Source organism: Lysobacter tyrosinilyticus, from assembly GCF_054779815.1.
The window spans coordinates 1,381,929-1,402,232 of record NZ_BAAGXN010000001.1 but is presented as its reverse complement, the minus strand read 5'-3'; the positions used below and the strand labels follow the sequence as shown (position 1 = coordinate 1,402,232).

The following is a 20,304-nucleotide window of genomic DNA, read 5'->3' as shown; positions in this document are numbered from 1 at the left end:
TTCCTGACGGACAGGCCGTCGGTACCGCCACAATCCGTTCAAATTTTTTATGAAGCCCCGCCTCCAGGCCACGCTAGGACAGCAGCTGGTGATGACGCCGCAACTGCGGCAGGCCATTCGCCTGTTGCAGTTGTCCGCCGCCGAGCTGGAGATCGAAATCGCACAGGCCGTCGAAAGCAATCCACTGCTCGACTGGACCGAAACCAGCCTCACGACCAATGGCGACGCCGCGCCAGCCGATGGCGCAAGCGACGGCAGCAAATCCGAAGGCGCTTACGAAACCGAAACCCTCGCCCCCGGTGAAGCCGACTGGGGACCGGGTGATGGCGAAGCGTGGTACGAACGCACCGGGCCTGCCGATGCCGATGACGAGACTCCCGCCGCCGAACAGGTTGCCGAAGGCGAGTCGCTGCAGGACCACCTGCTCTGGCAGTTGCATCTCAGCCCACTCTCTCCGCGCGACCGCCTCATCGCTGTCACACTGATCGAAGCGATCGAAGACGACGGCTATCTGCGCGAGTCGCTGGAAAACATCGCCGAGACGCTCGGCTCCGACTTCCATGCGCAGCCGGAGGAAATCCTCACTGCATTGCATCAGGTGCAACGCTTCGATCCAGTTGGCGTCGGCGCACGCAGTCTGGGCGAATGCCTGCGCCTGCAGCTTTCCACGCTGCCCGGCGACACGCCGGGCAAGGCATTGGCTCATACCTTGGCGAACGGTCCCCTGGAGCGTCTGCCAAAAGTCGGTGCGACCGGTATCGCCGCCGAGCTCAAGCTCGATGTGAATGAAGTCGAGACTGCCGTGCACCTGTTGCGCTCGCTCGACCCCAAGCCCGGCTTGCAGATCGGCGCGATCAGCAGCGACACCTACGTTGCACCGGACGTCGTGATCTGGCGACAGCACGGGCTGTGGCGCGTCGCACTGTCCGACAGCATGCGTCCGCGCGTCAGCATCCATCGCGGCTACGAAGGCATGATCCGCCATGCCAACGCCTCCGACGCGCATTACCTGCGCGGCCATCTGCAGGAAGCGCGCTGGTTGCTCAAGAGCCTGGAAGCGCGCGGCGAGACGCTGCTCAAGGTCATGCGCTGCCTGCTGCATGAGCAGGCGGCATTCCTCGAGTTCGGCGACAGTGCGCTACGCCCGCTGACCCTGCGCGAAGTCGCCGCCGAAATCGGCCTCCACGAATCCACGGTCTCGCGTGCGGTCGCCCGCAAATACGCGCGGACCCCGCGTGGCACCGTCCCGCTGCGCTCCTTCTTCGCCTCCGGCATCGAGACGGGCGCGGGCGGCGAGGCGTCCAGCACCGCGATCCAGGCCATGATCCGCCAGCTGATCGAGGCCGAGAACCCGCGCAAGCCGCTTTCGGACGCACGCCTGGCTGAGACGCTCAAGGCCACTGGCGTTCCCGTCGCCCGACGAACGGTCGCCAAGTACCGCGAAGCCATGAGCATCCCGTCGTCCCAGGATCGTGTGCGGATCTGAGTCCCTTCCTGGGCACCTCCAGGCTCGCTTGAACCGGTTGCATTCATCCCGATCTGCTACCGGAATAACGGTTTCTTTCGTCCGTTTTTCCCCACCCTTACGTTGCATTGCCATTCCCGCCAAAGAGGCGTTGAATGGATCCATCCCGTAGCCAGCGATGTAAGGAGGTCAACGATGCGTATCGAAACCTATGGCCAGCAGATCGAGGTCACCACTGCGTTGCGGGACTACGTTGAAAGCAAGCTGGCGCGATTGAAGCGCCACTTCGATCAACCCTTCGATGTCCGCACCCAGCTAAGCCTGGACAAACCCGATCACAAGGCCGAGGCCACGGTTACGTTTTCCGGTCGCGTGCTCCACGCCGATGCCGCCGCGATCGACATGTACGCTGCGATCGACCTGTTGGCCGACAAGCTCGATCGCCTGCTGATGAAACACAAGGAAAAGATCGTCGACCACCATCGCGGCGAAAGCCTGGCCCGCAACGGCGATTACGCCTGAGCCACAGCGCCGCCTTAGGGCTGCCCATTGAATCAAAAGCTGCGCGGGGACGGATTCGCAGGGATCCGTCCCCGCCGCCGTTTGGGCGCCACTCAATTGCCCAGTTACCATGGGCGCCAGGACCCCATCGGGACGGTGGCATGAACCTGAGCATCAGCGCGGCACAGCTGTTCGAACAGCAACACGACAAGCTGGGGCTGCGCTGGCTGGCTGGCCAACATATCGGCGGCCAGCGTGTGCTCGAAGCCGGTGACACCGTCGCGCGCCGTCCGTCGCTGGCGGGCTATCTCAACATCATCTATCCCAACAAGGTGCAGATCCTCGGCAGCGAGGAGCTGGCCTGGCTGGACGCGCTCGATTCGCGCCAGCGCTGGGACACCATCGTCAAGATCATCGACTTCAAGCCACTAGCACTGGTCATCAGCAAGAACCAGTCCTGCCCCGAAGATCTGCGCCGGCTCGCGGAAGAAAGCGATACACCCCTGTGGGTTTCACCTCGGCGTGGGCACGAGCTGTTCAATCACATCCAGTACCACCTCGCGCGCAAGCTTGCGCCGCGTGTGACGCTGCATGGTGTCTTCATGGAGATCTATTCGATCGGCGTGCTGATCACCGGCGAGTCTGGCGCCGGCAAGAGCGAACTCGCGCTCGAGCTGGTTACCCGTGGCCATCGCCTGGTCGCCGACGATGCGCCGGAATTCACCCAGATCGCCCCGGACGTGCTCGACGGCACCTGTCCGGACCTGCTGCAGGACCTGCTGGAGGTGCGCGGCCTGGGCGTGCTCAACGTGCGCCAGATGTTCGGCGACACCTCGGTCAAGAAAAACAAGTACTTGCGCCTGATCGTCCACCTCACCAAGCCTGCGCTCGAGCCGCAACCCAGCGGCATGGAGCGACTGACCGGCGATCTGAGTTCGCGTCGCGTACTCGATCTGGACGTGCCGATGATCACCCTGCCCGTCATGCCCGGCCGCAACCTTGCGGTGCTGACCGAAGCGGCGACGCGCACGCACATCCTACGAGCCAAGGGCGTCGATCCGGCCGCGGCCTTCATGGCGCGGCACAGTCATTTCCTCGAACGCGCGGAATGACCGCGACCTTCAACTCACGCCCACGCGATCCGACGTGAATACCACGCCAGCCCCCACCCTCATCATCGTCAGCGGCATGTCCGGCTCCGGCAAGTCGGTGGCGCTCAATACGTTCGAAGACCTGGATTTCTACTGCGTCGACAACCTGCCGGCGGAACTGCTGCCGCAGTTCGTGCAGAGTGTGACCGCTCAGAACAATGCACCGGAGAAGCTCGCGGTCGGTATCGACGTGCGCAACCGCCGCGATCTCGCCAACCTGCCCGAATGGTTGTCGGCGGTCGGCGCGCTCGGGCTCGACCCGAAGCTGGTGTTTTTCGATGCGAGCGACGAAGTGCTGCTCAAGCGCTATGCCGACACCCGCCGTCGGCATCCGCTCAGCACGCTGGGGCTGCCCCTGTTCGATGCGATTTCCCTGGAGCGCCAGGTGCTGCGACCGCTGCGGCAGATCGCCGATGCCATCGTCGACACCAGCGACATGAACGTGCACAAGCTGCGCCGGCACGTCATCACCGAATTCGCCATTGGCGGCGATACGACGGTCTCGCTGCTGTTCGAGTCGTTCGCGTATCGCCGTGGCGTGCCCAGCGACGCCGACTTCGTGCTGGATGCCCGCGCCCTTCCCAATCCGCATTGGGACCCCAGTCTGCGTCCGCTATCCGGCCGGGATGCCGATGTGCGCCAATACCTCGATGCCGAGCCGGACGTCGCCCTGTTCGTCGGGCAGGTGACCGAATTCCTCGACACCTGGTTGCCCAAGCTCAAGTCGGAAGGAACGCGCAGCTACGTGACCATCGCCTTCGGCTGCACGGGTGGCCGCCATCGCTCGGTCTACCTGGCCGAACGGCTGGCCGAGCACGCACGGCAGCGGGGATGGCAGGAAGTCGCCGTCCATCACCGCGAGCTTGATTAGCAGCGGCTTCAACCAGCACTGTTGCAAGCTAGTCCGCCCGGACGCTTCCTGAGCGTAACCCGGCTCTGCTAAGTTGCAGGCATGTCCGTCGGCATCCTGCTCATTACCCACGAAGGCATCGGCTCGGCCCTGCTGGCCGTCGCCACGCGCCTGCTGCGCACGCTGCCCTTGCGCACCGAAGCGCTGGAGGTGCCGTTCGACGGCGACCCTGACGCCCTACTCCCGCTCGCCAGCGCCGCGTTGCGACGCGTCGACAGCGGCCAGGGTGTGCTCGTGCTTACCGACCTCTATGGCGCCACACCAAGCAACCTCGCGGCCAAGGTCGCGCGCCTGGGCACCCCGGTGCGGCGCGTTTCGGCCCTGAGCCTGCCGATGCTGCTGCGGGTGATGAATTACGCCGAGCAGGACCTGGACGAACTGCCGAACGTCGCATCCGCCGGTGCGCGCAACGGCGTGATCATTGACGAGGCCTGAAACGAGACTTGAGACGATGATCGAAAGGGAACTCACCGTCAGCAATCGCCTCGGCCTGCATGCGCGCGCCACAGCCAAGCTCGTGCAGCTGCTCTCGGCTTACCGCAGCACGACCACGCTCACCGCCAAGGGCCGTGAAGTGAATGCCAAGAGCATCATGGGCGTGATGCTGCTCGCCGCCGGCCAGGGCACGCAGGTCAAATTGCGTGTGGAAGGCGAGGACGAAGCCGCCACGGCCGACGCCGTGTGCGCGCTGTTCGAACGCCGCTTCGACGAAGACGCGTAAGGACCGCTAACGGATGCGGCAGGAATTCAAGGGACTCGGCGCATCGCGCGGCAGCGCGCTCGGCCGCGCACGTGTCCGCTTGCCACACGCCCTGGAAGTCGCCGAAGAACATATTCCCGAATCGCAGGTCGACGCCGAGCGCGCACGCCTGCAGCGCGCGATCGACATGGTGCGCGTGGAGATGCATGCCCTGCGCGAGCGTCTGCATGGCGCCCTGGCGCACGAGATCGGCGAATTCCTGGATCTGCATGCATTGCTGCTGGACGACCCTGAGCTCCTGCAAGGCCTCGACACACTGATCCGCACCGGCCGCTACACGGCCGACTATGCCCTGCGTCTGCAGCGCGACCGCATTGCCGCCGTCTTTTCCGGCATGGACGATCCGTACCTGCGCAGTCGCATCGACGATATCGACCAGGTCGTCGGCCGCATCCATGCCGCCCTGCACAGCCGCGACAACGGTACCGAGGGCGTCGCCGGCGAGATCCTGATCACCGACAACGTCGCGCCTGCCGAACTTGCGCAGTTGCAGGCGCAAGGCGTGGTGGCGATCGTGACCGCCGTCGGCAGCGCGCTTTCGCACAGCGCGATCCTCGCCCGCAGCCTGCACCTGCCATTGATCGTCGGCGTGCCCGGCGCGCTGCTGAAGATCAACGACGGTGACGCATTGGTCGTCGACGGCGGCAGCGGCCTCGTCGTGGCCGAACCCGGTCCCGCCGACCTCCGCGCGCATCGCACGCGCGAACGCGAATACATCCGCGAGCGCAAGGAACTGCACCGGCTTCGTCGCGAACCGACGCGCACCCTCGACGGCGTCGACATCAACCTCTACGCCAACGCCGAATCGCGCGAGGACGTGGCCGAAGCGCACGCGCTCGGCGCCACGGGCATCGGCCTGTATCGCACCGAGTTCCTGTTCCTGCAGCGCATGGAACTGCCGGACGAGGAGGAACAGTTCCGGGCCTACCGCGACGTCGTGCTGGGCATGAGTGGCCGCCCCGTCACCATCCGCACGCTGGACCTGGGCGCGGACAAGGCCGACCGGACTGGCTTGGCATTGCGCGACGAACCCAACCCCGCGCTCGGCCTGCGCGGCGTGCGCCTCTCGCTGGCGCGCGGCAATCTGCTCGAGACCCAGCTGCGCGCCCTGCTGCGTGCATCGGGTTACGGCCCGCTGCGGATCCTGATACCGATGGTGAGTTCGCGCGAGGAGATCCATGAAGTCCGCAGCCAGCTCAAGCGCATTTCGCGCGAGCTGCGCACGCAGGGCCACGAGATCGCGGGCCACGTGCCGCTCGGCGCGATGATCGAAGTGCCGGCCGCAGCGCTGGCCCTGCCCGGCTTCATCGGCAGCGTCGACTTCCTCTCGATCGGCACCAACGACCTGGTCCAGTACCTGCTCGCCGCCGATCGCAACAATGAGGCGCTGGCCGATCTCTACACGCCACTCCATCCGGCGGTGCTGCGCCTGCTGCGCGACGTGATCCGCCTGTCGCGGCTGCGCAAGAAGCCGATCGCCGTATGCGGCGAAATGGCCGGCGACCCCGTTTACGCCCCGCTCCTGCTCGCACTGGGCCTCACCGAGTTCAGCCTGCATCCCAACACGCTGCTCGAGGTCCGCCGGATCATCCGCGAATGCGACCTCACCGCGCTGCGCAAGCATCTGCCCATGCTGACGCGGGCCCGCGATCGCGCGGCCATCGAAGCCTGGATGCGCGCGCACCAGCCCGGCCCATAGCGGCACCTGGCGATTTCTTCGGCGTCCATGGGGTGGGCAGCATCAGCCCGCGCCGTCATAATGCGCACATGAACGCCCCGCTCTAACAGCACGACCGTCGCGCCCTCGTGGCCCGACCTCGCCATTGGAAGTAACGCATGGCCGAAGCCGTCCGCCACGACAAGACCGCACGTCAGCTGCGCCTGCTCTCGGACGCGCTTGACTCCGGTCGACTCGGTCCCGTGCGCCGGCTGGTCAACACCCTCTCACCGGCCGAGATCGGCAACCTGCTCGAATCGCTGCCGCCGGCCAAGCGCACGGTGGTCTGGGGCCTCGTCGACGCGGAAGACGACGGTGAGGTGCTGGTCCACGTCGGCGAAGACGTGCGCGAGAGCCTGCTCGCGGAAATGGACCCGGACGAAATCGTCGCGGCGGTCGAGGACCTCGACATCGACGACTTGGCCGACCTGGTCGAGGATCTGCCCGACACGGTCATCGACGAAGTCCTCAAGTCGATGGACCGCGAGAACCGCGAGCGCCTCGAACAGGTCCTGTCCTACGACGAGGACACCGCCGGCCGCCTGATGAATCCCGATGTGGTGACGGTGCGCGCCGACACCACGGTCGACGTCGTGCTGCGCTATCTGCGCCTGCGCGGCGAACTGCCCGAACACACCGACCACCTCTATGTGGTCAGCCGCCGCCACCAGTATCTGGGCCGCATCGCATTGCAGGCGCTGCTGACGCACGAGCCCAACACGCCGATCAACCAGTTGGTTGACGACGAGCAGCCCGCGATCGGCGTGGAAGAATCCGCCGACGAAGTCGCGCGCCAGTTCTCCGACCACGACTGGATCTCGGCGCCCGTCGTCGACGACAACAACATCCTGCTCGGCCGCATCACCATCGACGACGTCGTCGACATCATCCGCGAGCAGGCCGAGCATCAGGCCCTCGGCGCCGCGGGTCTGAATGAGGACGAAGACCTGTTCTCGCCGGTGCCGCGCGCCTGGCGTCGCCGGTTGATCTGGCTCGGCATCAATCTGTGCACGGCGTTTCTGGCGTCGTTCGTCGTGAAGCAGTTCGAGGGCTCGATCGACCAGATCGCGGCGCTAGCCGTACTGATGCCGATCGTCGCCGGCATGGGCGGCAATGCCGGCACCCAGGTGCTGGCGTTGATGGTGCGCGGCCTGGCGCTGAGCCAGGTAAGTGCATCGAATATCAATGTGCTGATGTGGAAGGAACTGCGCGTCGCGCTGCTCAATGGGCTGGCGCTGGGCACGGTCCTGGGCTTGATCGTGTGGGCGTGGTTCGGCAATCCCTGGCTCGCGCTGGTGATCGGCTCGGCGATGACCATCAATCTGCTTTGCGCCGCGGGCGCCGGCGTGCTGATCCCGGTCACGCTCAAGCGCATGGGCTTCGATCCGGCGGTGTCGAGCAGCATCTTCCTCACCACCGTCACCGACGTGATGGGCTACTTCACCTTCCTCGGCCTGGCGACGTTGATCCTGCTGCGCTGAGCGTGCTCATGCCACTTCACCCCTCGCCGACCGACAAGGCCGCGCTCGATCGATTGACGACCGATCTGTACGGAGCTTTCGCCAACAACGCCGGCCACGCGCCAGACCTCGATCGACTGCACCAGCTGTTCCTGCCGACGTGCACCATTTCAAAGGTGGTCGGCTCCGTGACGGAAATCCAGGGCCTGCAGGCTTTCATCGACCAGCGTCGACCGCTGCTGACTGAAGGCCACCTCGTGGATTTCGCCGAATGGGAAACCGACGAACGAACCTGGGCATGCGGCAATGTGGCCGGGCGTTGCAGTCTCTATGCAAAGTCCGGCGTGCTTGATGGCATCGCCTTCAGTACTCGCGGCATCAAAAATCTGCAGTTCGTGCGTTGGAACGGCGAATGGCGTATTAGCGCGGTCGCCTGGGACGACGAGCGCAACGGGCTGCAGCTTCCCGACGCACTCTGAATGGGTCTTGTAGAGCGGAGCTTGCTCCGCTGCTCTTGCTCCCCTGAAGAGCGCAGCGGAGCAAGCTCCGCTCTACAAAGCCCGCGTGCGGACGTGACACCGAGCCGGCTCGGGGCCTGCATCACCAAGAGCGATCCGGGCAGACCCGGACCTACAAGAGCTAGAGCGGCGGAGCAAGCTCCGCTCGGGATTTGCGAACTCAGGCCAGCAAGGACTCCAGCGCCGCCATGCGCGCCGCAACGCCGTTATTGACCTGCTTGAGAATCAGCGACTGCGGGCCATCGGCGACCTCGTCGGTGATCTCCACGCCGCGATTCATCGGACCCGGATGCATCACCACGGCATCGGGCGCGGCGCGGCGCAGGCGCGTGGCGGTCAGGCCGAAATCGCGGTGGTAGTCGTCAAGGGAGGCAATCAACCCGTCCTCCATCCGCTCGCGCTGGATGCGCAGCATCATCACCGCATCGACGCCGTCCAGGGCCGCATCGAAGTCCTGCGTCACCGTGCAGCCCTGCAGCGTGCCGTCGTCGGGCAGCAGCGAAGCCGGGCCACACACGCGGATCTCGCCCGTACCGAACGCGCGCAGTGCGTGCAGGTCCGAGCGCGCGACGCGCGAGTGCTTCACGTCGCCGACGATCAGCACCTTCAGCTTCGAGAAGTCGCGTCCCTTTGCCTGGCGAAGCGTGAGCATGTCGAGAAGACCCTGCGTCGGATGTGCGCTGCGACCGTCGCCGGCATTGAGCAGCGCCACACCGGGCTTCGCCGCTTCCGCGAGCGCCGCTACCGCGCCATCGACCTTGTGGCGCACCACGAAGCCGCGCACGCCCATCGCCTCGATGGTGCGGAACGTATCCAGGTCGGTTTCGCCCTTGGTCGTCGATGACGTGGACGCATCAAAACTCAGCACGTGCGCACCCAGCCGCTGCGCTGCCAGCTGGAAGCTCAGGCGCGTGCGCGTGGAGGGCTCGAAGAACAGCGTGCACACGGCGACGCCGTCCAACGCGCTGCGTGCCTGTGCGCCATCGGCGAAGGCCTGGGCCCGGTCAAGCAGGGTTTCGAGGTCGGCGCGCGGCAGGTTATCCAGCGTGAGCAGGTGCTTCATTGCGGAAATTTCAGGTGATTGGAATTCGGAAAGGATCAGCCGGTCGTAACGTCGACCGCGTCCTGCGGCGATGCCAGCCAGCGTTCGACGATGACGGCAGCAGCGACCGCGTCGAGTGCTTCGGCATCGCGGCGACGCTTGCGACCTTCGGCACGATCGTTGGCGAAACGCTGCGCGGCTTCGATCGAACTCGCGCGCTCGTCCACCAACACCGCAGGCAGCTTGAACCGGCTAACCAGCTCGCGCGCGAATGCATGGGCGCGCGCGCGCGCTGGCTGGTCGCCGCCTTCGAGCGTCATCGGATCGCCGACGATGAAGCCATCGGGCCGCCATTCGCGAAGCAGCCGTTCGATCGAGGCCCAGTCGGGCCCGTGGCCGTGCACGTCGATCACGGCCAGCGCGCGTGCGCCCGAGCCGAAGGCGCTGCCCACGGCGACGCCGATCCGACGTGCACCGACGTCGAAGCCGAGCACGGTGCCGTCGCTGCGGATGCTCATGCGTGCCCGGAGTAATCGGCCAGATGGGCGAAGTCGACGCCGATGCGTCCGGCGGCGGCCACCCAACGGGCTTCCAGCGGCAGCCGGAACAACAGTTCCGCGTCGGCTGGCGCCGTGAGCCAATCGTTCTCGGTCAGTTCGTGTTCGAGCTGGCCCGACCCCCAGCCGGCGCAACCGAGCGCGACGACCGCGTTCTCGGGTCCTTCGCCGCGCGCCATCGCTTCGAGGATGTCGCGCGAAGTGGTCAGGAACAACGAGTCGGCGATCGCCAGGGTCGAATCCCAGCGCGGGCCGCCATCGTGCAGGACGAAGCCGCGCTCCGGATGCACCGGGCCACCGGCCAGTACGGGCTGCGCGCGCATCGCCTCGCTACCGCCGTCCAGGCCCATCTGCCCCAGCACCTCGCCGAGCGTGTACTCGGAGCGGCGGTTGACCACGATGCCCATGGCGCCGTCGTCGTCGTGCTGGCAGATCAGCGCGACACTGCGCGAGAAGTTGGTTTCCGCCAGCGCCGGCAATGCGATCAACAGCTGGTTCGTCAGGGGCTCGGGCATCAATGACATGGCTGACATTCTAGCGCGGGGGCACCTTCGCGCCAGCTGACGGGGATACGGTCGCTGGGCGTACGATGGCGGCTTTCCCCAGCCCGCCTTCGCCCATGACCGCACCGTCCCTTCGTCCGCTCGTCCTCGGCTGCCTCGTCGCACTGGCCGGCCTTTCACTGGGCGCCTGCAAGCCGCAGACCGCGACGGATACCGCCGCGCCCGCGGCGGCCAAGCCCGCCGAATCCTATGCCCAGGCCCACGCCGGCGATTACGCGGTGGTGCCACTGAAGGCCGACCTGTCGCATCTGGACGAGAACACCCGGCACATGGTCGCCAAGCTGGTCCAGGCCGCCGACATCATGAACGAGCTGACCTGGAAGCAGAGCTGGGGCGGCGACCAGGCGGCGCTGATGACGCAGGCCGCGGACGACGCCACCCGCGAGCTCGTGAAGATCAACTTCGGTCCCTGGGACCGCCTTAACGAAGACATGCCCTTCGTCGCCAACATCAAGCCGCGTCCGCCGGGCTCCACGTTCTATCCGGTCGACATGACCAAGGAAGAATTCGAAGCCGCCGATCTTGCCGACAAGAAGTCCAACTACACCGTGCTCCGTCGCGATGCCGCCGGCAAGCTGATCACTGTTCCCTACCACGTCGAATACAAGGCCGAACTCGAGCGCGCGGCCGTGCTTCTGCGCGAGGCCGCGGACCTCAGCGGCGACAAGAGCTTCGCCGACTACCTGCGCATGCGCGCCGATGCCTTGCTGAGCGACGACTTCCGCCCCAGCGACATGGCGTGGATGGACATGAAGTCCAATCCGGTCGACGTCGTGATCGGCCCGATCGAAACCTACGAGGACCAGTTGTTCGGCTACAAAGCCGCGTACGAAGGCCTGGTGCTGGTGAAGGACATCGAGTGGAGCAAGAAGCTCGCCCGCTACGCCAGCTTCCTGCCGGAGCTGCAGCAGGGCCTGCCGGTGGACGCGAAGTACAAGGCCGAAAAGCCTGGCGCCAAGGCCGACCTCAACGCGTACGAGGCCGTGTACTACGCCGGCGACGCCAATGTCGGCGCGAAGACCATCGCGATCAACCTGCCCAATGACGAGGAAGTGCAGCTGGCCAAGGGCACGCGCCGCCTGCAGCTGGAAAACGTGATGAAGGCGAAGTTCGACGCGATCCTGACGCCGATCGCGAAGCAGCTGATCGCCGAGGATCAGCTCCAGCACGTCACCTTCGACGCGTTCTTCGAAGACACGATGTTCCACGAAGTCGCGCACGGCCTTGGCATCAAGAAGACTCTCGACGGCAAGGGCACGGTCGACGAAGCATTGAAGGAATACTCGTCCAGTTTCGAGGAAGGCAAGGCCGATATCCTCGGCCTGTACATGATCGATGCGCTCAGCAACAAGGGCGAGATGGACAAGGCGAAGATCATGGACAGCTACGTGACCTTCCTCGCCGGCATCCTGCGTTCGGTGCGCTTCGGTGCCGCCGATGCGCACGGCAAGGCCAATATGCTGCGCTTCAATTACTTCGCCGATGCCGGCGCCTTCAGCCGCGACGCCAACGGGCGCTACCGCGTCGACTTCGACAAGATGCGCGCGGCCATGAACTCGCTCAGTGCCAAGCTGCTCACCGTGCAGGGCGATGGCGATTACGCCGAAGCCAAGCGACTGACCGACACGCTGGGGGTGATCAAGCCGGAACTTGCCGCCGATCTGGCCAAGCTCAAGGACGCGAAGATTCCGGTCGACGTGCGCTTCGAGCAGGGGCTGGATGTGCTGGGGCTGTCGCAGTACGCCGCGCCGGCTACGAAGTGAGTTTGAACAGCGCCGCCCGTATCCGTTGAAAGACAGGCAAATACCTGCGCACGTCCCCTCACCCTGCTTCGCTACGCGAAGCTGTCCCTCTCCCCGCAAGCGGGGCGAGGGATGGCAAACATTGAGCGATGCGATTCTGACTGGTGCTCCCTTCTCCCCGCATGCGGGGAGAAGGTGCCCGAAGGGCGGATGAGGGGCGCGGGCGCAGCCCGCCTCGAGACCCATCTATGTCTACTTATTGCGACTTCGCCCGCGGCCACGCACTGCATGGCCCTTACCACGACACCGAATACGGCTTCCCCAGCCGCGACGAGGCGGTGCTGTTCGAACGCTTGATCCTCGAGATCAACCAGGCCGGTCTGAGCTGGGAAACCATGCTCAAGAAACGCGACGGCTTCCGCCGCGCCTATGGCGACTTCGACGTGGACACGGTGGCCGCGTATGACGATCGCGATCGCGAACGCCTGCTCAACGATGCCGGCATCATCCGCAATCGTCTCAAGGTCGATGCCGCGATCCACAACGCACAAGTGATCCGCCAGCTGCGTGCCTCGCACGGCAGTTTCGCGGAATGGCTGGATGCGCATGTGCAGGATGGCTCCGCGGTGCGCGACAAGGCCGGCTGGGTGAAGCTGTTCAAGAAGACCTTCCGCTTCACTGGCGGCGAGATCACCAACGAATTCCTGATGAGCCTGGGCTACCTGCCCGGCACCCATCGCGCGGATTGTCCGGTCTACGCACGGATCCTGGCACTCGACCCGCCGTGGCATTGCGCACGGACAACAACCGCGTAAAGCCACGCAACGGGCGCTGTAGCGTTGTAGAGCGGAGCTTGCTCCGCTGTCTTCTCCAGCAAAAGCAGCGGAGCAAGCTCCGCTCTACAAGGCCGAGCGCGTTGCAAAACGCCTTTGCGGGCGCCGTATCATCGCCCAACAGGGATAAGCCTCGGGGAATGGATGAATATCGAACTGGCCGCCTCGGCATCGGCTGCAGGCCTGCTGATCGGCATGCTGGCGCTGTCCGAAGTCGGACGACGCATGGGCGGTGTTGCGCTTGCCCGTGACCCTGACGGCCTGAAGGGAACCGGATCCGCCGCCGCTGCCGTATTCGGCCTGCTTGGCCTCCTGATCGCATTCACGTTCTCCGGCGCGGCTTCGCGATTCGAAGCGCGGCGTCATCTGATTACCGATGAAGCCAACGCCATCGGCACCGCGTATCTGCGCCTCGACATGCTTCCACGCGATGCGCAGCCCGAGTTGCGCGAACTGTTCCGCCGTTACGTCGACGTGCGCGCGAGCACCTATCGGAAATCGGCCCCCATCGAAACCAGGAGCACGAGCCTGGCCGAGGCCTCCGTGATGCAAGGCCAGATCTGGTCGCGCAGCTTGGCCGCATGCAAGCGTCCGGACGCGCCCGTGCAGGCGATGACCCTGCTGGTGCCGGCTTTGAACGAGATGATCGACATCACCACCACGCGTGCCTCGGCGACCGAGAACCATCCGCCCCTGGTCATCTTCCTGCTGTTGGGCGCACTGAGCCTGATCGGTGCCCTGCTGGTCGGCTACGACCTGGCGCCCAACAAGGAGCGCAGCTGGCTGCATCCCACGCTCTTCGCCTTGATGATGTCGCTCGCGGTGTACGTGATCATCGACCTCGAATATCCGCGGCGGGGACTCATCCGCGTCGATCAGGCGGACCACCTGTTGACGGAGCTGCGCCGGAGCATGCAATAGCCCGGCTTCGCCCAGGCCGTCGCTTGTGCAACGCTGTGAACCTGTCGCGGCACACATGCCGCCGACACCGCGCCGTATCATGATCGGCGTCCGCCCCCTCCGGACACCCGGCGATACACCGTGACTCTCTCCGCAACGCTTCCCGCCGATGCCGCCGCGACGCGCCGCACCGGCTTCCTGCTCGCCGCCGGCGGCGCCATTCTGTTCTCGGCCAAGGCCATCCTGGCGAAGTACCAGTTCCGCTATGGCCTGGATGCACTCGACGTGATGGCGCTGCGCATGAGTTTCTCGCTGCCTTTGTTCGTGCTGCTGGCCGTGCGCGAAACGAGGCGAGCACGCGCTCCGCTGGCCGGTCGCGATGCCGGCCTGATTCTCGTGCTCGGCGTCCTCGGTTATTACCTTTCCAGCCTGCTCGACTTCTGGGGCCTGCAATACGTGCCGGTCTCGCTGGAGCGACTGATCCTGTTCCTCAATCCCACCTTCGTGCTGTTGCTGGGCGTGTTCGCGTTCCGGCGCAAGGTCGTGCAGAGCGAATGGCTGGCGCTCGCGGTGAGTTACGCCGGTGTCGTGCTCGTGTTCCTCGAAGGCCTGCGCCTGCAGGGCGCGCACCTGTTGCTGGGCAGCGGCCTGGTGCTGTTGGCGGCACTCGCCTATGCGGTCTATCTGGCCTTGTCGGGCCAGCTGATCCAGCGCATCGGCTCGCTGCGGCTGGTCGCGTACGCAATGCTCACGTCTACCGCGGCCACGCTGGTGCATTTCCTGCTCGCGCGTGAGCCCGCGCACCTGCTCCAGCTGCCGCCGCCCGCGTATGCATATGCGTTGGCGAACGCGGTGTTCTGCACCTTCCTGCCGGTCACCATGACCATGGCGGCGGTGGCACGGATCGGTTCATCGAACGTGGCACAGCTCTCCGCACTCGGGCCTGTGTCGCTGCTGTTCCTCGGAGGTTGGCTGCTGGGTGAAGCGGTCACGCCGATCCAGATCGTCGGCACCGCCGTGGTCCTCGGCGGCGTCCTGCTGCTGACGCGACCGGCAGCGAACTCCGTGCCGCTCGCCACAGCCTCCAAAGACGCAGCATGAGCCGCGGCTGACGCCCCGGTCACACCGGATCTGCGTTCATGGATTCCCGGCCCCAGGGAGCGCGCCATGATCCGCAAGCTCGCCTCAGGAGGCTATCGCCTGTATTCCCGCAAGAAGAACCCGCTCACCGGCAAGCGGCGCAACCTGGGCACGTTCTCTACCCGAGCCGCGGCGGAAAAGCACGAGCGCGAGGTGCAGTTCTTCAAGCGCCGCTGAGCCACGCATGCGTGGGCGCCTCAAGTCGCTTTCACACCAAGGCAACGGATCATCGCTAAGTCTGCAGGTGCCTGGGCCCGCACACGGAGGTCGCACATGTCTGCATCCGACGCTCACAAACCCCATTACAAGCGGCGCGAAGAGCTCGACATCCTGCTGGACGGCTTCGAGCGGGACCTGACCATGCGTGTCGACGCCCTGATCGACTACTGCAATGGCTACGCCGATTCGATCCTGTCAGTGACGGCCGACGGTGACGACCCGCACGTCTCCAGTCGCATTAATGCGATCCTTCGGCAATGCAGCGTGACGTTTAATCTTCCGGATGCCGATGCACTGGATTCGACGGATTCTCGCGAATCGCCGAAGCCGCGCAGCCAATAGCATCCGGGACCGCGCGCATCGAGCGGCAGGCTCCTAAGCGTGCGCCGCTCTCAGTGCCCTTCCTGATGTCGACCGAGCATCGGGTCGACGGACAGATTCATGGTCACTCGCCGTCGGCTGGGCGCGCCATCGCTTGCAGCCGTAGACACGCGCTCTGCGGATGCACAGAAGCAATGAAGCGGGCTGCCAGCGTCTCGATGGTGGGTGAACGGAACAGTTCGACCAGCGGCAGACGGTAGCCAAAAGCCTGGGCCAGATGGCGAGGTCCGTCTGCACCAGAAGATCGCCGGCGTCGACCCGATCGGTCATCACGTGCCAGCTAACGGCGTGCCGCGTCTCGCCATTCACCAACGCCCAGGTGACGGCGTGCGAACCCGCATAACGCGGAAGCGGCGCGTCGTGATAGTTGATCGCGCCGAAACGCGGTGCCCTGAGGATCGCTTCGGGAATCTTCCGGAAGTTGACGATGCTCAACAGGTAATCGAACGGCTGGTCCTGGATGCGCGGCAACACCCCGGCAAGCGTCCCGGCACAGGCAATACCCTGCGCCCGCGCCCACTGCCGTGTCCTGCGGTCCGGCGAAGCCAACGCAACGATCTGGTGGCCGTGCTCGCTGAGCAGATCGGCGCACGCCACCGTCAGTGCACCTGCACCGATGACCACGTATCGCAGAGGAGTCGCCATCGAGGTCAAGATCGATCGACAACCCAGCTCGAATGGCACACGCATGAACGCATGCCGACATTCGTGTTCAACGCCAGGGGCGAGGCCGATCAGGCCACGCGCGGGGGACGGTGGCCTGGATGATGCGGTTTAGACCTTTCGGCACTCAGGAACCCGAATTTTCCGAGAACAGCAGCTCGCTGAGCAGACCCGAAACCTCCGGTGCCACGCCGCGCGTCTGCTGCCACAATTTCTCCAGCTCCCGCACCGGCATGGCACGGGCCACATGGTGGCCCTGCACCTGGTCGCAGCCATTTCGACGCAGGAATTCCAGTTGCTCCTCCGTTTCGACGCCTTCGGCCACTACGCGGAGGTTGAGGCGGTGTGCCATGTCGATGATGGCCAGGGTGATCGATGCGTCTTCGGAATTGCTGGTGAGGTCGTGAATGAAGGCGCCGTCGATCTTGACGATATCGACCGGGAAGCGCCGCAGATAAGCGAGGCTGGAATAGCCGGTGCCGAAGTCGTCCACCGAAATGTGCAAACCCAGACTCCTCAGGCGCTGAAGTATCTCGATGCTGTGCTCCGGGTCGCCCATGACGGCGCTCTCGGTCAGTTCGAACTCCAGGAGCCCCGGTGCCACACCATGGGCCGCCAGACTGGCGGCGGTGGTCGCGGCGAGCCCGAGCGGATCGGCCTCGCTATAGCCGCGTCCGGCCGGGTCTGGTGGCGGCGGCAGCAGACTCTTGCGGCTGATCTGGTGCGCCGAAACATTGACCGCGATCGGCAGCGGCCCGAAGCCCGCACGCTCCCAAGCGCGCAACTGACGGCAGGCCGCGGTGATTACCCATGCACCCACGGGCACGATCAAACCGGTGTCTTCCAGCACCGGGATAAACTGCGAAGGCGACACTACGCCGTGTCCGGGACGGTACCAACGCAACAGCGCCTCCACGCCGACCCAGCGACCGGTACGCAGGCAAACCTTGGGCTGGTAGTGCAGCTGGAACTCTTCCCGTTCCAGGGCGCCGCGCAGCGCCGATTCCAGCTCCAGCTTCTTGCGGACGCGCAAGTTCATCGTCTCGGTGTAGAAGCGATAGGAGTTCCGGCCGCCCTGCTTGGCCTCGTACATTGCCAGGTCCGCATACCGGATGAGGCTGTGCGTGTCGTCGGCATCGACCGGATATACGGTGATGCCGATGCTGGCGGTGGTGCTGACGCGATGACCCTCGACTTCGAACGGAACGTTCAATGCCTCCTGGATCTTCGTGGCAACCTTGGCCGCAAACTGCGGATCGCTCGGCGTCAGCAGCACCATGCCGAATTCATCGCCGCCCAGTCGCGCGACGGTATCGCGCAGTCGCAGGCACCCCTGGAGGCGTCGCCCGACCTGACACAGCAATTCATCGCCCACCGCATGCCCGAGGCTGTCGTTGATGTCCTTGAAGCAGTCGAGATCGAGGAACAGCAGGAACACCATCCAGCCGTGACTGTCCGCCATCGCCATCGCGTTCTGCAACGAATCGTGGAACAGGCGGCGGTTCGGCAAGCCAGTCAGCACATCGAAGTGGGCCAGCTGCTGCAGGCGTTGCTGCGCCTCCTTTCGTTCGGTGATGTCTTGGCCGGTACCGAGCATGCCGGTAATGCGCCCATGACTGTCGATCAGTGGCCGGCCACGGGCCTGCATTATTCGCACCATGCCATCCGGGCACACGATGCGATATTCGAAATCAAACGGCAGATGCTTGCGGACGGCATTGCTGACCGTGCGCAATACCAGTCGCCGGTCCGTTGGATAGACCACCGTGAGATAGCCCTGGGGCGTGTGTTGAAAATCCTGGGGATTGCAGCGATGGATGCGGCAAAGTTCGTCGCTCCAGGTGATCGTGTTGCCGGCCACGTTCCATTCCCAACTGCCGACATGCGCGATCTGCTGCGCCTCGGCCAGATGCTGTTCGTTGTTCGCCAGCGCGCTTTCGGCCTGTTTTCGCGCGATGAACTGGCCCAGCAGACTGCCCAGGGCATCCATCATCCCCAGGACTTCGGAGTCGGGCTCCTGGATGGCGCTCGCGTAGAACTCGGCCACGCCCAGCACCTGCGGACCACTGACGATCGGAAAGCCGATTCCTCCGTGCAGGCCGATCTCCGCGATCCTATCCATGCGTCGCGATGCCGTTTCGCGCAGCATCCCATTGATGACCCACACCGGCCGTCCCTGCGTCCAGATCCGGCCAGGCAATTCTTCGCCGCTTGCGAGCGACGTCGCCAGGGTTTCATCGATGAAGGACGACACGGCCGGGCCATTGCCACTGTTGCCGGCGTGCCACACCTCGACGCAGTGCAGAGTGTTCGCATTGGGCTCGACCTCCCACAACGCGCCGACCATCCAGCCCATGGCCGTGCCCACTGCTTCCAATAGTTTCGGTGCCGCATCGGCGAGCGTGTCCGACTCGATCAGCGTGGCGGCGGCAGCGGTTTGCGCGACCAGGCGGCGAATGGCGCGCTGGCGCTGGTTGTTGTGGAGGAAGACACTGAACTTGTATGCCGTCCCCACCTTCGTCGGCCACATCCGCAGCTCGGCGGGGAATTCGAAGCCGTTGCGCTGTCGCGCGGTGATTTCGATGCCCCGGTTCAGGACCGGACTTTCGGCGTTGGTCAGCAGCTGCTGGATGTCCTGGTGATTGGCCTGCTGCTCGGGAACGATGATCTCGGCCAGGCTCATGCCGACCGCCTCCTGGCGCGGCCAACCCAGCATGGTTTCGGCTTGCTTGTTCCATTCCAGGATCACGCCTTGCGCATCGATCGCGAAGTAGGCGTCGTAGGCCGTGTCGATGATGGCGCGGGCTTCGTCCTGGCTGTCCCGCAATTCCTGCTCAGTGCGCTCGTGCTCGGCGATTTCGGCCTGGAGTGCCGCATTGGCATGCGCGAGTTCGGCGGTCCGCTCGTCGACGCGCTGCTCCAGGACCTCGTGGATTGCCCACTGCGCCTTGACACGCTGATCATGGAAGGCGACTTCGCGCGCATGGCGTGCGTCGGCCAGGGAAACCATCAGCGTCGTGGTGAGCAGGATGAAGGCGAATGCCGCGATCGTCGCAGCCATCCAGATCGGCGGAATGCTCGGAGCACCTGTGGTCGTCGTGCAAAACGGCGAAAAGATCGCGGCACCCATGGCGGTGTAATGCATGCCACAGATCGCGGCCCCCATCACCACCGCACTGCCGCCCTTGCGCCAGAAGCCCGTTAGCAGGGTTTCCTCGCGCAGCTGGAACGCGATCCACAACGCGGCCCACGACGCCACCATGGCAATGACGATCGACAGCACGAACAGCGTCGCGTCGTAGGTCACTGGTGGCGCCATTTCCATCGCCGCCATGCCGGTGTAGTGCATCGACGCGATGCCCGCACCCATCAGCACGCCGCCGATCGCCAGGCGCGACAGCGACAGGCGCTTGCGGCTGACCGTATGCAGCGCGAAGCCCGAAACGACCATGGCGATCAGCAGCGACAGCGCCGTGACCGGGCCGTTGTAGGACATCGGAATGGGCAGGGCGAACGCCAGCATGCCGATGAAATGCATCGACCAGATGCCGATCCCCATCGACACCGCGCCACCCACCAGCCAATAAAACGCCGGGCGGCCTTCGCTCGCTGTCACCCGGGACGCCAGGTCCAGCGCGACGTACGAAGCCATGACCGCAACGGCCACCGACAACACGACCAACCACAGGTCGTAGGTACCTTCCATGTGCCACCCCGTGTCAAGGAGTGCTGCCTGTTCGTGAGCAGAACCTGCCTAGTACCGCCGGCGCCGAGACGCCGGG

General features: G+C 65.1%; 20 protein-coding genes. 15 read left to right on the top strand and 5 right to left on the bottom strand.

The window, feature by feature from the left end; genetic code table 11:
• Positions 1-49 precede the first annotated feature (49 nt).
• The 9 genes from ACYVGK_RS06030 to ACYVGK_RS05990 all read left to right on the top strand — a co-directional run bounded on the left by ACYVGK_RS06030 (position 50) and on the right by ACYVGK_RS05990 (position 8,443).
• Positions 50-1,486, top strand: coding sequence for an RNA polymerase factor sigma-54 (locus ACYVGK_RS06030; RefSeq protein WP_460732337.1), 1,437 nt, complete (start codon positions 50-52; stop codon positions 1,484-1,486).
• A gap of 174 nt (positions 1,487-1,660) precedes the next feature.
• On the top strand, positions 1,661-1,987 hold the full coding sequence (gene hpf, locus ACYVGK_RS06025; RefSeq protein WP_460732336.1) for a ribosome hibernation-promoting factor, HPF/YfiA family: 327 nt from the start codon (positions 1,661-1,663) through the stop codon (positions 1,985-1,987).
• Positions 1,988-2,127: 140 nt separating this feature from the next.
• Entirely contained in the window at positions 2,128-3,078 is a 951-nt protein-coding gene (gene hprK, locus ACYVGK_RS06020) for an HPr(Ser) kinase/phosphatase (RefSeq protein ID WP_460732335.1), read from the top strand.
• A gap of 34 nt (positions 3,079-3,112) precedes the next feature.
• Positions 3,113-3,988, top strand: a complete 876-nt coding sequence (gene rapZ, locus ACYVGK_RS06015) for an RNase adapter RapZ (RefSeq protein WP_460732334.1) — start codon at positions 3,113-3,115, stop codon at positions 3,986-3,988.
• 81 nt (positions 3,989-4,069) lie between these two features.
• The gene (locus ACYVGK_RS06010) at positions 4,070-4,462 is read left to right on the top strand and encodes a PTS sugar transporter subunit IIA (protein ID WP_460732333.1); all 393 of its coding nucleotides are present in this window, start codon (positions 4,070-4,072) and stop codon (positions 4,460-4,462) included.
• A 16-nt stretch (positions 4,463-4,478) separates the two neighbouring features.
• Positions 4,479-4,748: an HPr family phosphocarrier protein gene (locus tag ACYVGK_RS06005; RefSeq protein WP_460732332.1), complete on the top strand. Its 270-nt coding sequence runs from the start codon at positions 4,479-4,481 to the stop codon at positions 4,746-4,748.
• A 13-nt stretch (positions 4,749-4,761) separates the two neighbouring features.
• Complete coding sequence (gene ptsP / locus ACYVGK_RS06000; RefSeq protein ID WP_460732331.1) at positions 4,762-6,486, top strand: phosphoenolpyruvate--protein phosphotransferase; 1,725 nt, start codon at positions 4,762-4,764, stop codon at positions 6,484-6,486.
• 137 nt (positions 6,487-6,623) lie between these two features.
• Positions 6,624-7,985 (top strand): magnesium transporter, encoded by a 1,362-nt coding sequence (gene mgtE / locus ACYVGK_RS05995; RefSeq protein WP_460732330.1) that lies wholly within the window; start codon positions 6,624-6,626, stop codon positions 7,983-7,985.
• An 8-nt stretch (positions 7,986-7,993) separates the two neighbouring features.
• Positions 7,994-8,443 carry a hypothetical protein gene (locus tag ACYVGK_RS05990; protein ID WP_460732329.1) on the top strand — a complete coding sequence of 150 codons (450 nt, stop codon included), beginning with the start codon at positions 7,994-7,996 and terminating at the stop codon, positions 8,441-8,443.
• 199 nt (positions 8,444-8,642) lie between these two features.
• Here the strand turns inward: ACYVGK_RS05990 and ACYVGK_RS05985 are convergent, their stop codons facing one another.
• Genes ACYVGK_RS05985 through ACYVGK_RS05975 form a run of 3 tightly spaced genes read right to left on the bottom strand, consistent with a single transcriptional unit; the run spans position 8,643 to position 10,605 of the window.
• Entirely contained in the window at positions 8,643-9,545 is a 903-nt protein-coding gene (locus tag ACYVGK_RS05985; RefSeq protein ID WP_460732328.1) for an aspartate carbamoyltransferase catalytic subunit, read from the bottom strand.
• Between the two features lie 35 nt (positions 9,546-9,580).
• On the bottom strand, positions 9,581-10,042 hold the full coding sequence (gene ruvX / locus ACYVGK_RS05980; RefSeq protein WP_460732327.1) for a Holliday junction resolvase RuvX: 462 nt from the start codon (positions 10,040-10,042) through the stop codon (positions 9,581-9,583).
• Positions 10,039-10,605: a YqgE/AlgH family protein gene (locus ACYVGK_RS05975; protein ID WP_460732326.1), complete on the bottom strand. Its 567-nt coding sequence runs from the start codon at positions 10,603-10,605 to the stop codon at positions 10,039-10,041. The genes ruvX and ACYVGK_RS05975 overlap by 4 nt, the downstream gene beginning before the upstream one ends.
• Before the next feature lie 95 nt (positions 10,606-10,700).
• Here ACYVGK_RS05975 and ACYVGK_RS05970 point away from each other — a divergent pair, with 95 nt between their 5' ends.
• From ACYVGK_RS05970 to ACYVGK_RS05945, 6 genes are all read left to right on the top strand, one after another.
• Positions 10,701-12,407 carry a dipeptidyl-peptidase 3 family protein gene (locus tag ACYVGK_RS05970; protein WP_460732325.1) on the top strand — a complete coding sequence of 569 codons (1,707 nt, stop codon included), beginning with the start codon at positions 10,701-10,703 and terminating at the stop codon, positions 12,405-12,407.
• Positions 12,408-12,634: 227 nt separating this feature from the next.
• Positions 12,635-13,201: a DNA-3-methyladenine glycosylase I gene (locus tag ACYVGK_RS05965; protein ID WP_460732324.1), complete on the top strand. Its 567-nt coding sequence runs from the start codon at positions 12,635-12,637 to the stop codon at positions 13,199-13,201.
• Between the two features lie 162 nt (positions 13,202-13,363).
• Positions 13,364-14,140 (top strand): bestrophin-like domain, encoded by a 777-nt coding sequence (locus tag ACYVGK_RS05960; RefSeq protein ID WP_460732323.1) that lies wholly within the window; start codon positions 13,364-13,366, stop codon positions 14,138-14,140.
• A gap of 120 nt (positions 14,141-14,260) precedes the next feature.
• Entirely contained in the window at positions 14,261-15,220 is a 960-nt protein-coding gene (locus ACYVGK_RS05955) for a DMT family transporter (protein WP_460732322.1), read from the top strand.
• A gap of 66 nt (positions 15,221-15,286) precedes the next feature.
• Entirely contained in the window at positions 15,287-15,436 is a 150-nt protein-coding gene (locus tag ACYVGK_RS05950; RefSeq protein ID WP_460732321.1) for a hypothetical protein, read from the top strand.
• Positions 15,437-15,532: 96 nt separating this feature from the next.
• The gene (locus tag ACYVGK_RS05945; RefSeq protein WP_460732320.1) at positions 15,533-15,820 is read left to right on the top strand and encodes a hypothetical protein; all 288 of its coding nucleotides are present in this window, start codon (positions 15,533-15,535) and stop codon (positions 15,818-15,820) included.
• A gap of 33 nt (positions 15,821-15,853) precedes the next feature.
• Here the strand turns inward: ACYVGK_RS05945 and ACYVGK_RS05940 are convergent, their stop codons facing one another.
• Both ACYVGK_RS05940 and ACYVGK_RS05935 read right to left on the bottom strand, forming a co-directional pair.
• Positions 15,854-16,549: a formyltransferase family protein gene (locus tag ACYVGK_RS05940; protein ID WP_460732319.1), complete on the bottom strand. Its 696-nt coding sequence runs from the start codon at positions 16,547-16,549 to the stop codon at positions 15,854-15,856.
• A 100-nt stretch (positions 16,550-16,649) separates the two neighbouring features.
• Positions 16,650-20,228, bottom strand: coding sequence for a bifunctional diguanylate cyclase/phosphodiesterase (locus ACYVGK_RS05935; protein ID WP_460732318.1), 3,579 nt, complete (start codon positions 20,226-20,228; stop codon positions 16,650-16,652).
• Between the last annotated feature and the right edge of the window lie 76 nt (positions 20,229-20,304).

Excerpts from the sequence above, each read along its gene's own strand:
- ACYVGK_RS06030 (WP_460732337.1), top strand. The coding sequence starts at position 50 with ATGAAGCCCCGCCTCCAGGCCACGCTAGGACAGCAGCTGGTGATGACG.
- hpf (WP_460732336.1), top strand. The coding sequence starts at position 1,661 with ATGCGTATCGAAACCTATGGCCAGCAGATCGAGGTCACCACTGCGTTG.
- hprK (WP_460732335.1), top strand. The coding sequence starts at position 2,128 with ATGAACCTGAGCATCAGCGCGGCACAGCTGTTCGAACAGCAACACGAC.
- ACYVGK_RS06010 (WP_460732333.1), top strand. The coding sequence starts at position 4,070 with ATGTCCGTCGGCATCCTGCTCATTACCCACGAAGGCATCGGCTCGGCC.
- ACYVGK_RS06005 (WP_460732332.1), top strand. The coding sequence starts at position 4,479 with ATGATCGAAAGGGAACTCACCGTCAGCAATCGCCTCGGCCTGCATGCG.
- ptsP (WP_460732331.1), top strand. The coding sequence starts at position 4,762 with ATGCGGCAGGAATTCAAGGGACTCGGCGCATCGCGCGGCAGCGCGCTC.
- mgtE (WP_460732330.1), top strand. The coding sequence starts at position 6,624 with ATGGCCGAAGCCGTCCGCCACGACAAGACCGCACGTCAGCTGCGCCTG.
- ACYVGK_RS05990 (WP_460732329.1), top strand. The coding sequence starts at position 7,994 with ATGCCACTTCACCCCTCGCCGACCGACAAGGCCGCGCTCGATCGATTG.
- ACYVGK_RS05985 (WP_460732328.1), bottom strand. The coding sequence starts at position 9,545 with ATGAAGCACCTGCTCACGCTGGATAACCTGCCGCGCGCCGACCTCGAA.
- ruvX (WP_460732327.1), bottom strand. The coding sequence starts at position 10,042 with ATGAGCATCCGCAGCGACGGCACCGTGCTCGGCTTCGACGTCGGTGCA.
- ACYVGK_RS05975 (WP_460732326.1), bottom strand. The coding sequence starts at position 10,605 with ATGTCATTGATGCCCGAGCCCCTGACGAACCAGCTGTTGATCGCATTG.
- ACYVGK_RS05970 (WP_460732325.1), top strand. The coding sequence starts at position 10,701 with ATGACCGCACCGTCCCTTCGTCCGCTCGTCCTCGGCTGCCTCGTCGCA.
- ACYVGK_RS05965 (WP_460732324.1), top strand. The coding sequence starts at position 12,635 with ATGTCTACTTATTGCGACTTCGCCCGCGGCCACGCACTGCATGGCCCT.
- ACYVGK_RS05960 (WP_460732323.1), top strand. The coding sequence starts at position 13,364 with ATGAATATCGAACTGGCCGCCTCGGCATCGGCTGCAGGCCTGCTGATC.
- ACYVGK_RS05950 (WP_460732321.1), top strand. The coding sequence starts at position 15,287 with ATGATCCGCAAGCTCGCCTCAGGAGGCTATCGCCTGTATTCCCGCAAG.
- ACYVGK_RS05945 (WP_460732320.1), top strand. The coding sequence starts at position 15,533 with ATGTCTGCATCCGACGCTCACAAACCCCATTACAAGCGGCGCGAAGAG.
- ACYVGK_RS05940 (WP_460732319.1), bottom strand. The coding sequence starts at position 16,549 with ATGCGTGTGCCATTCGAGCTGGGTTGTCGATCGATCTTGACCTCGATG.
- ACYVGK_RS05935 (WP_460732318.1), bottom strand. The coding sequence starts at position 20,228 with ATGGAAGGTACCTACGACCTGTGGTTGGTCGTGTTGTCGGTGGCCGTT.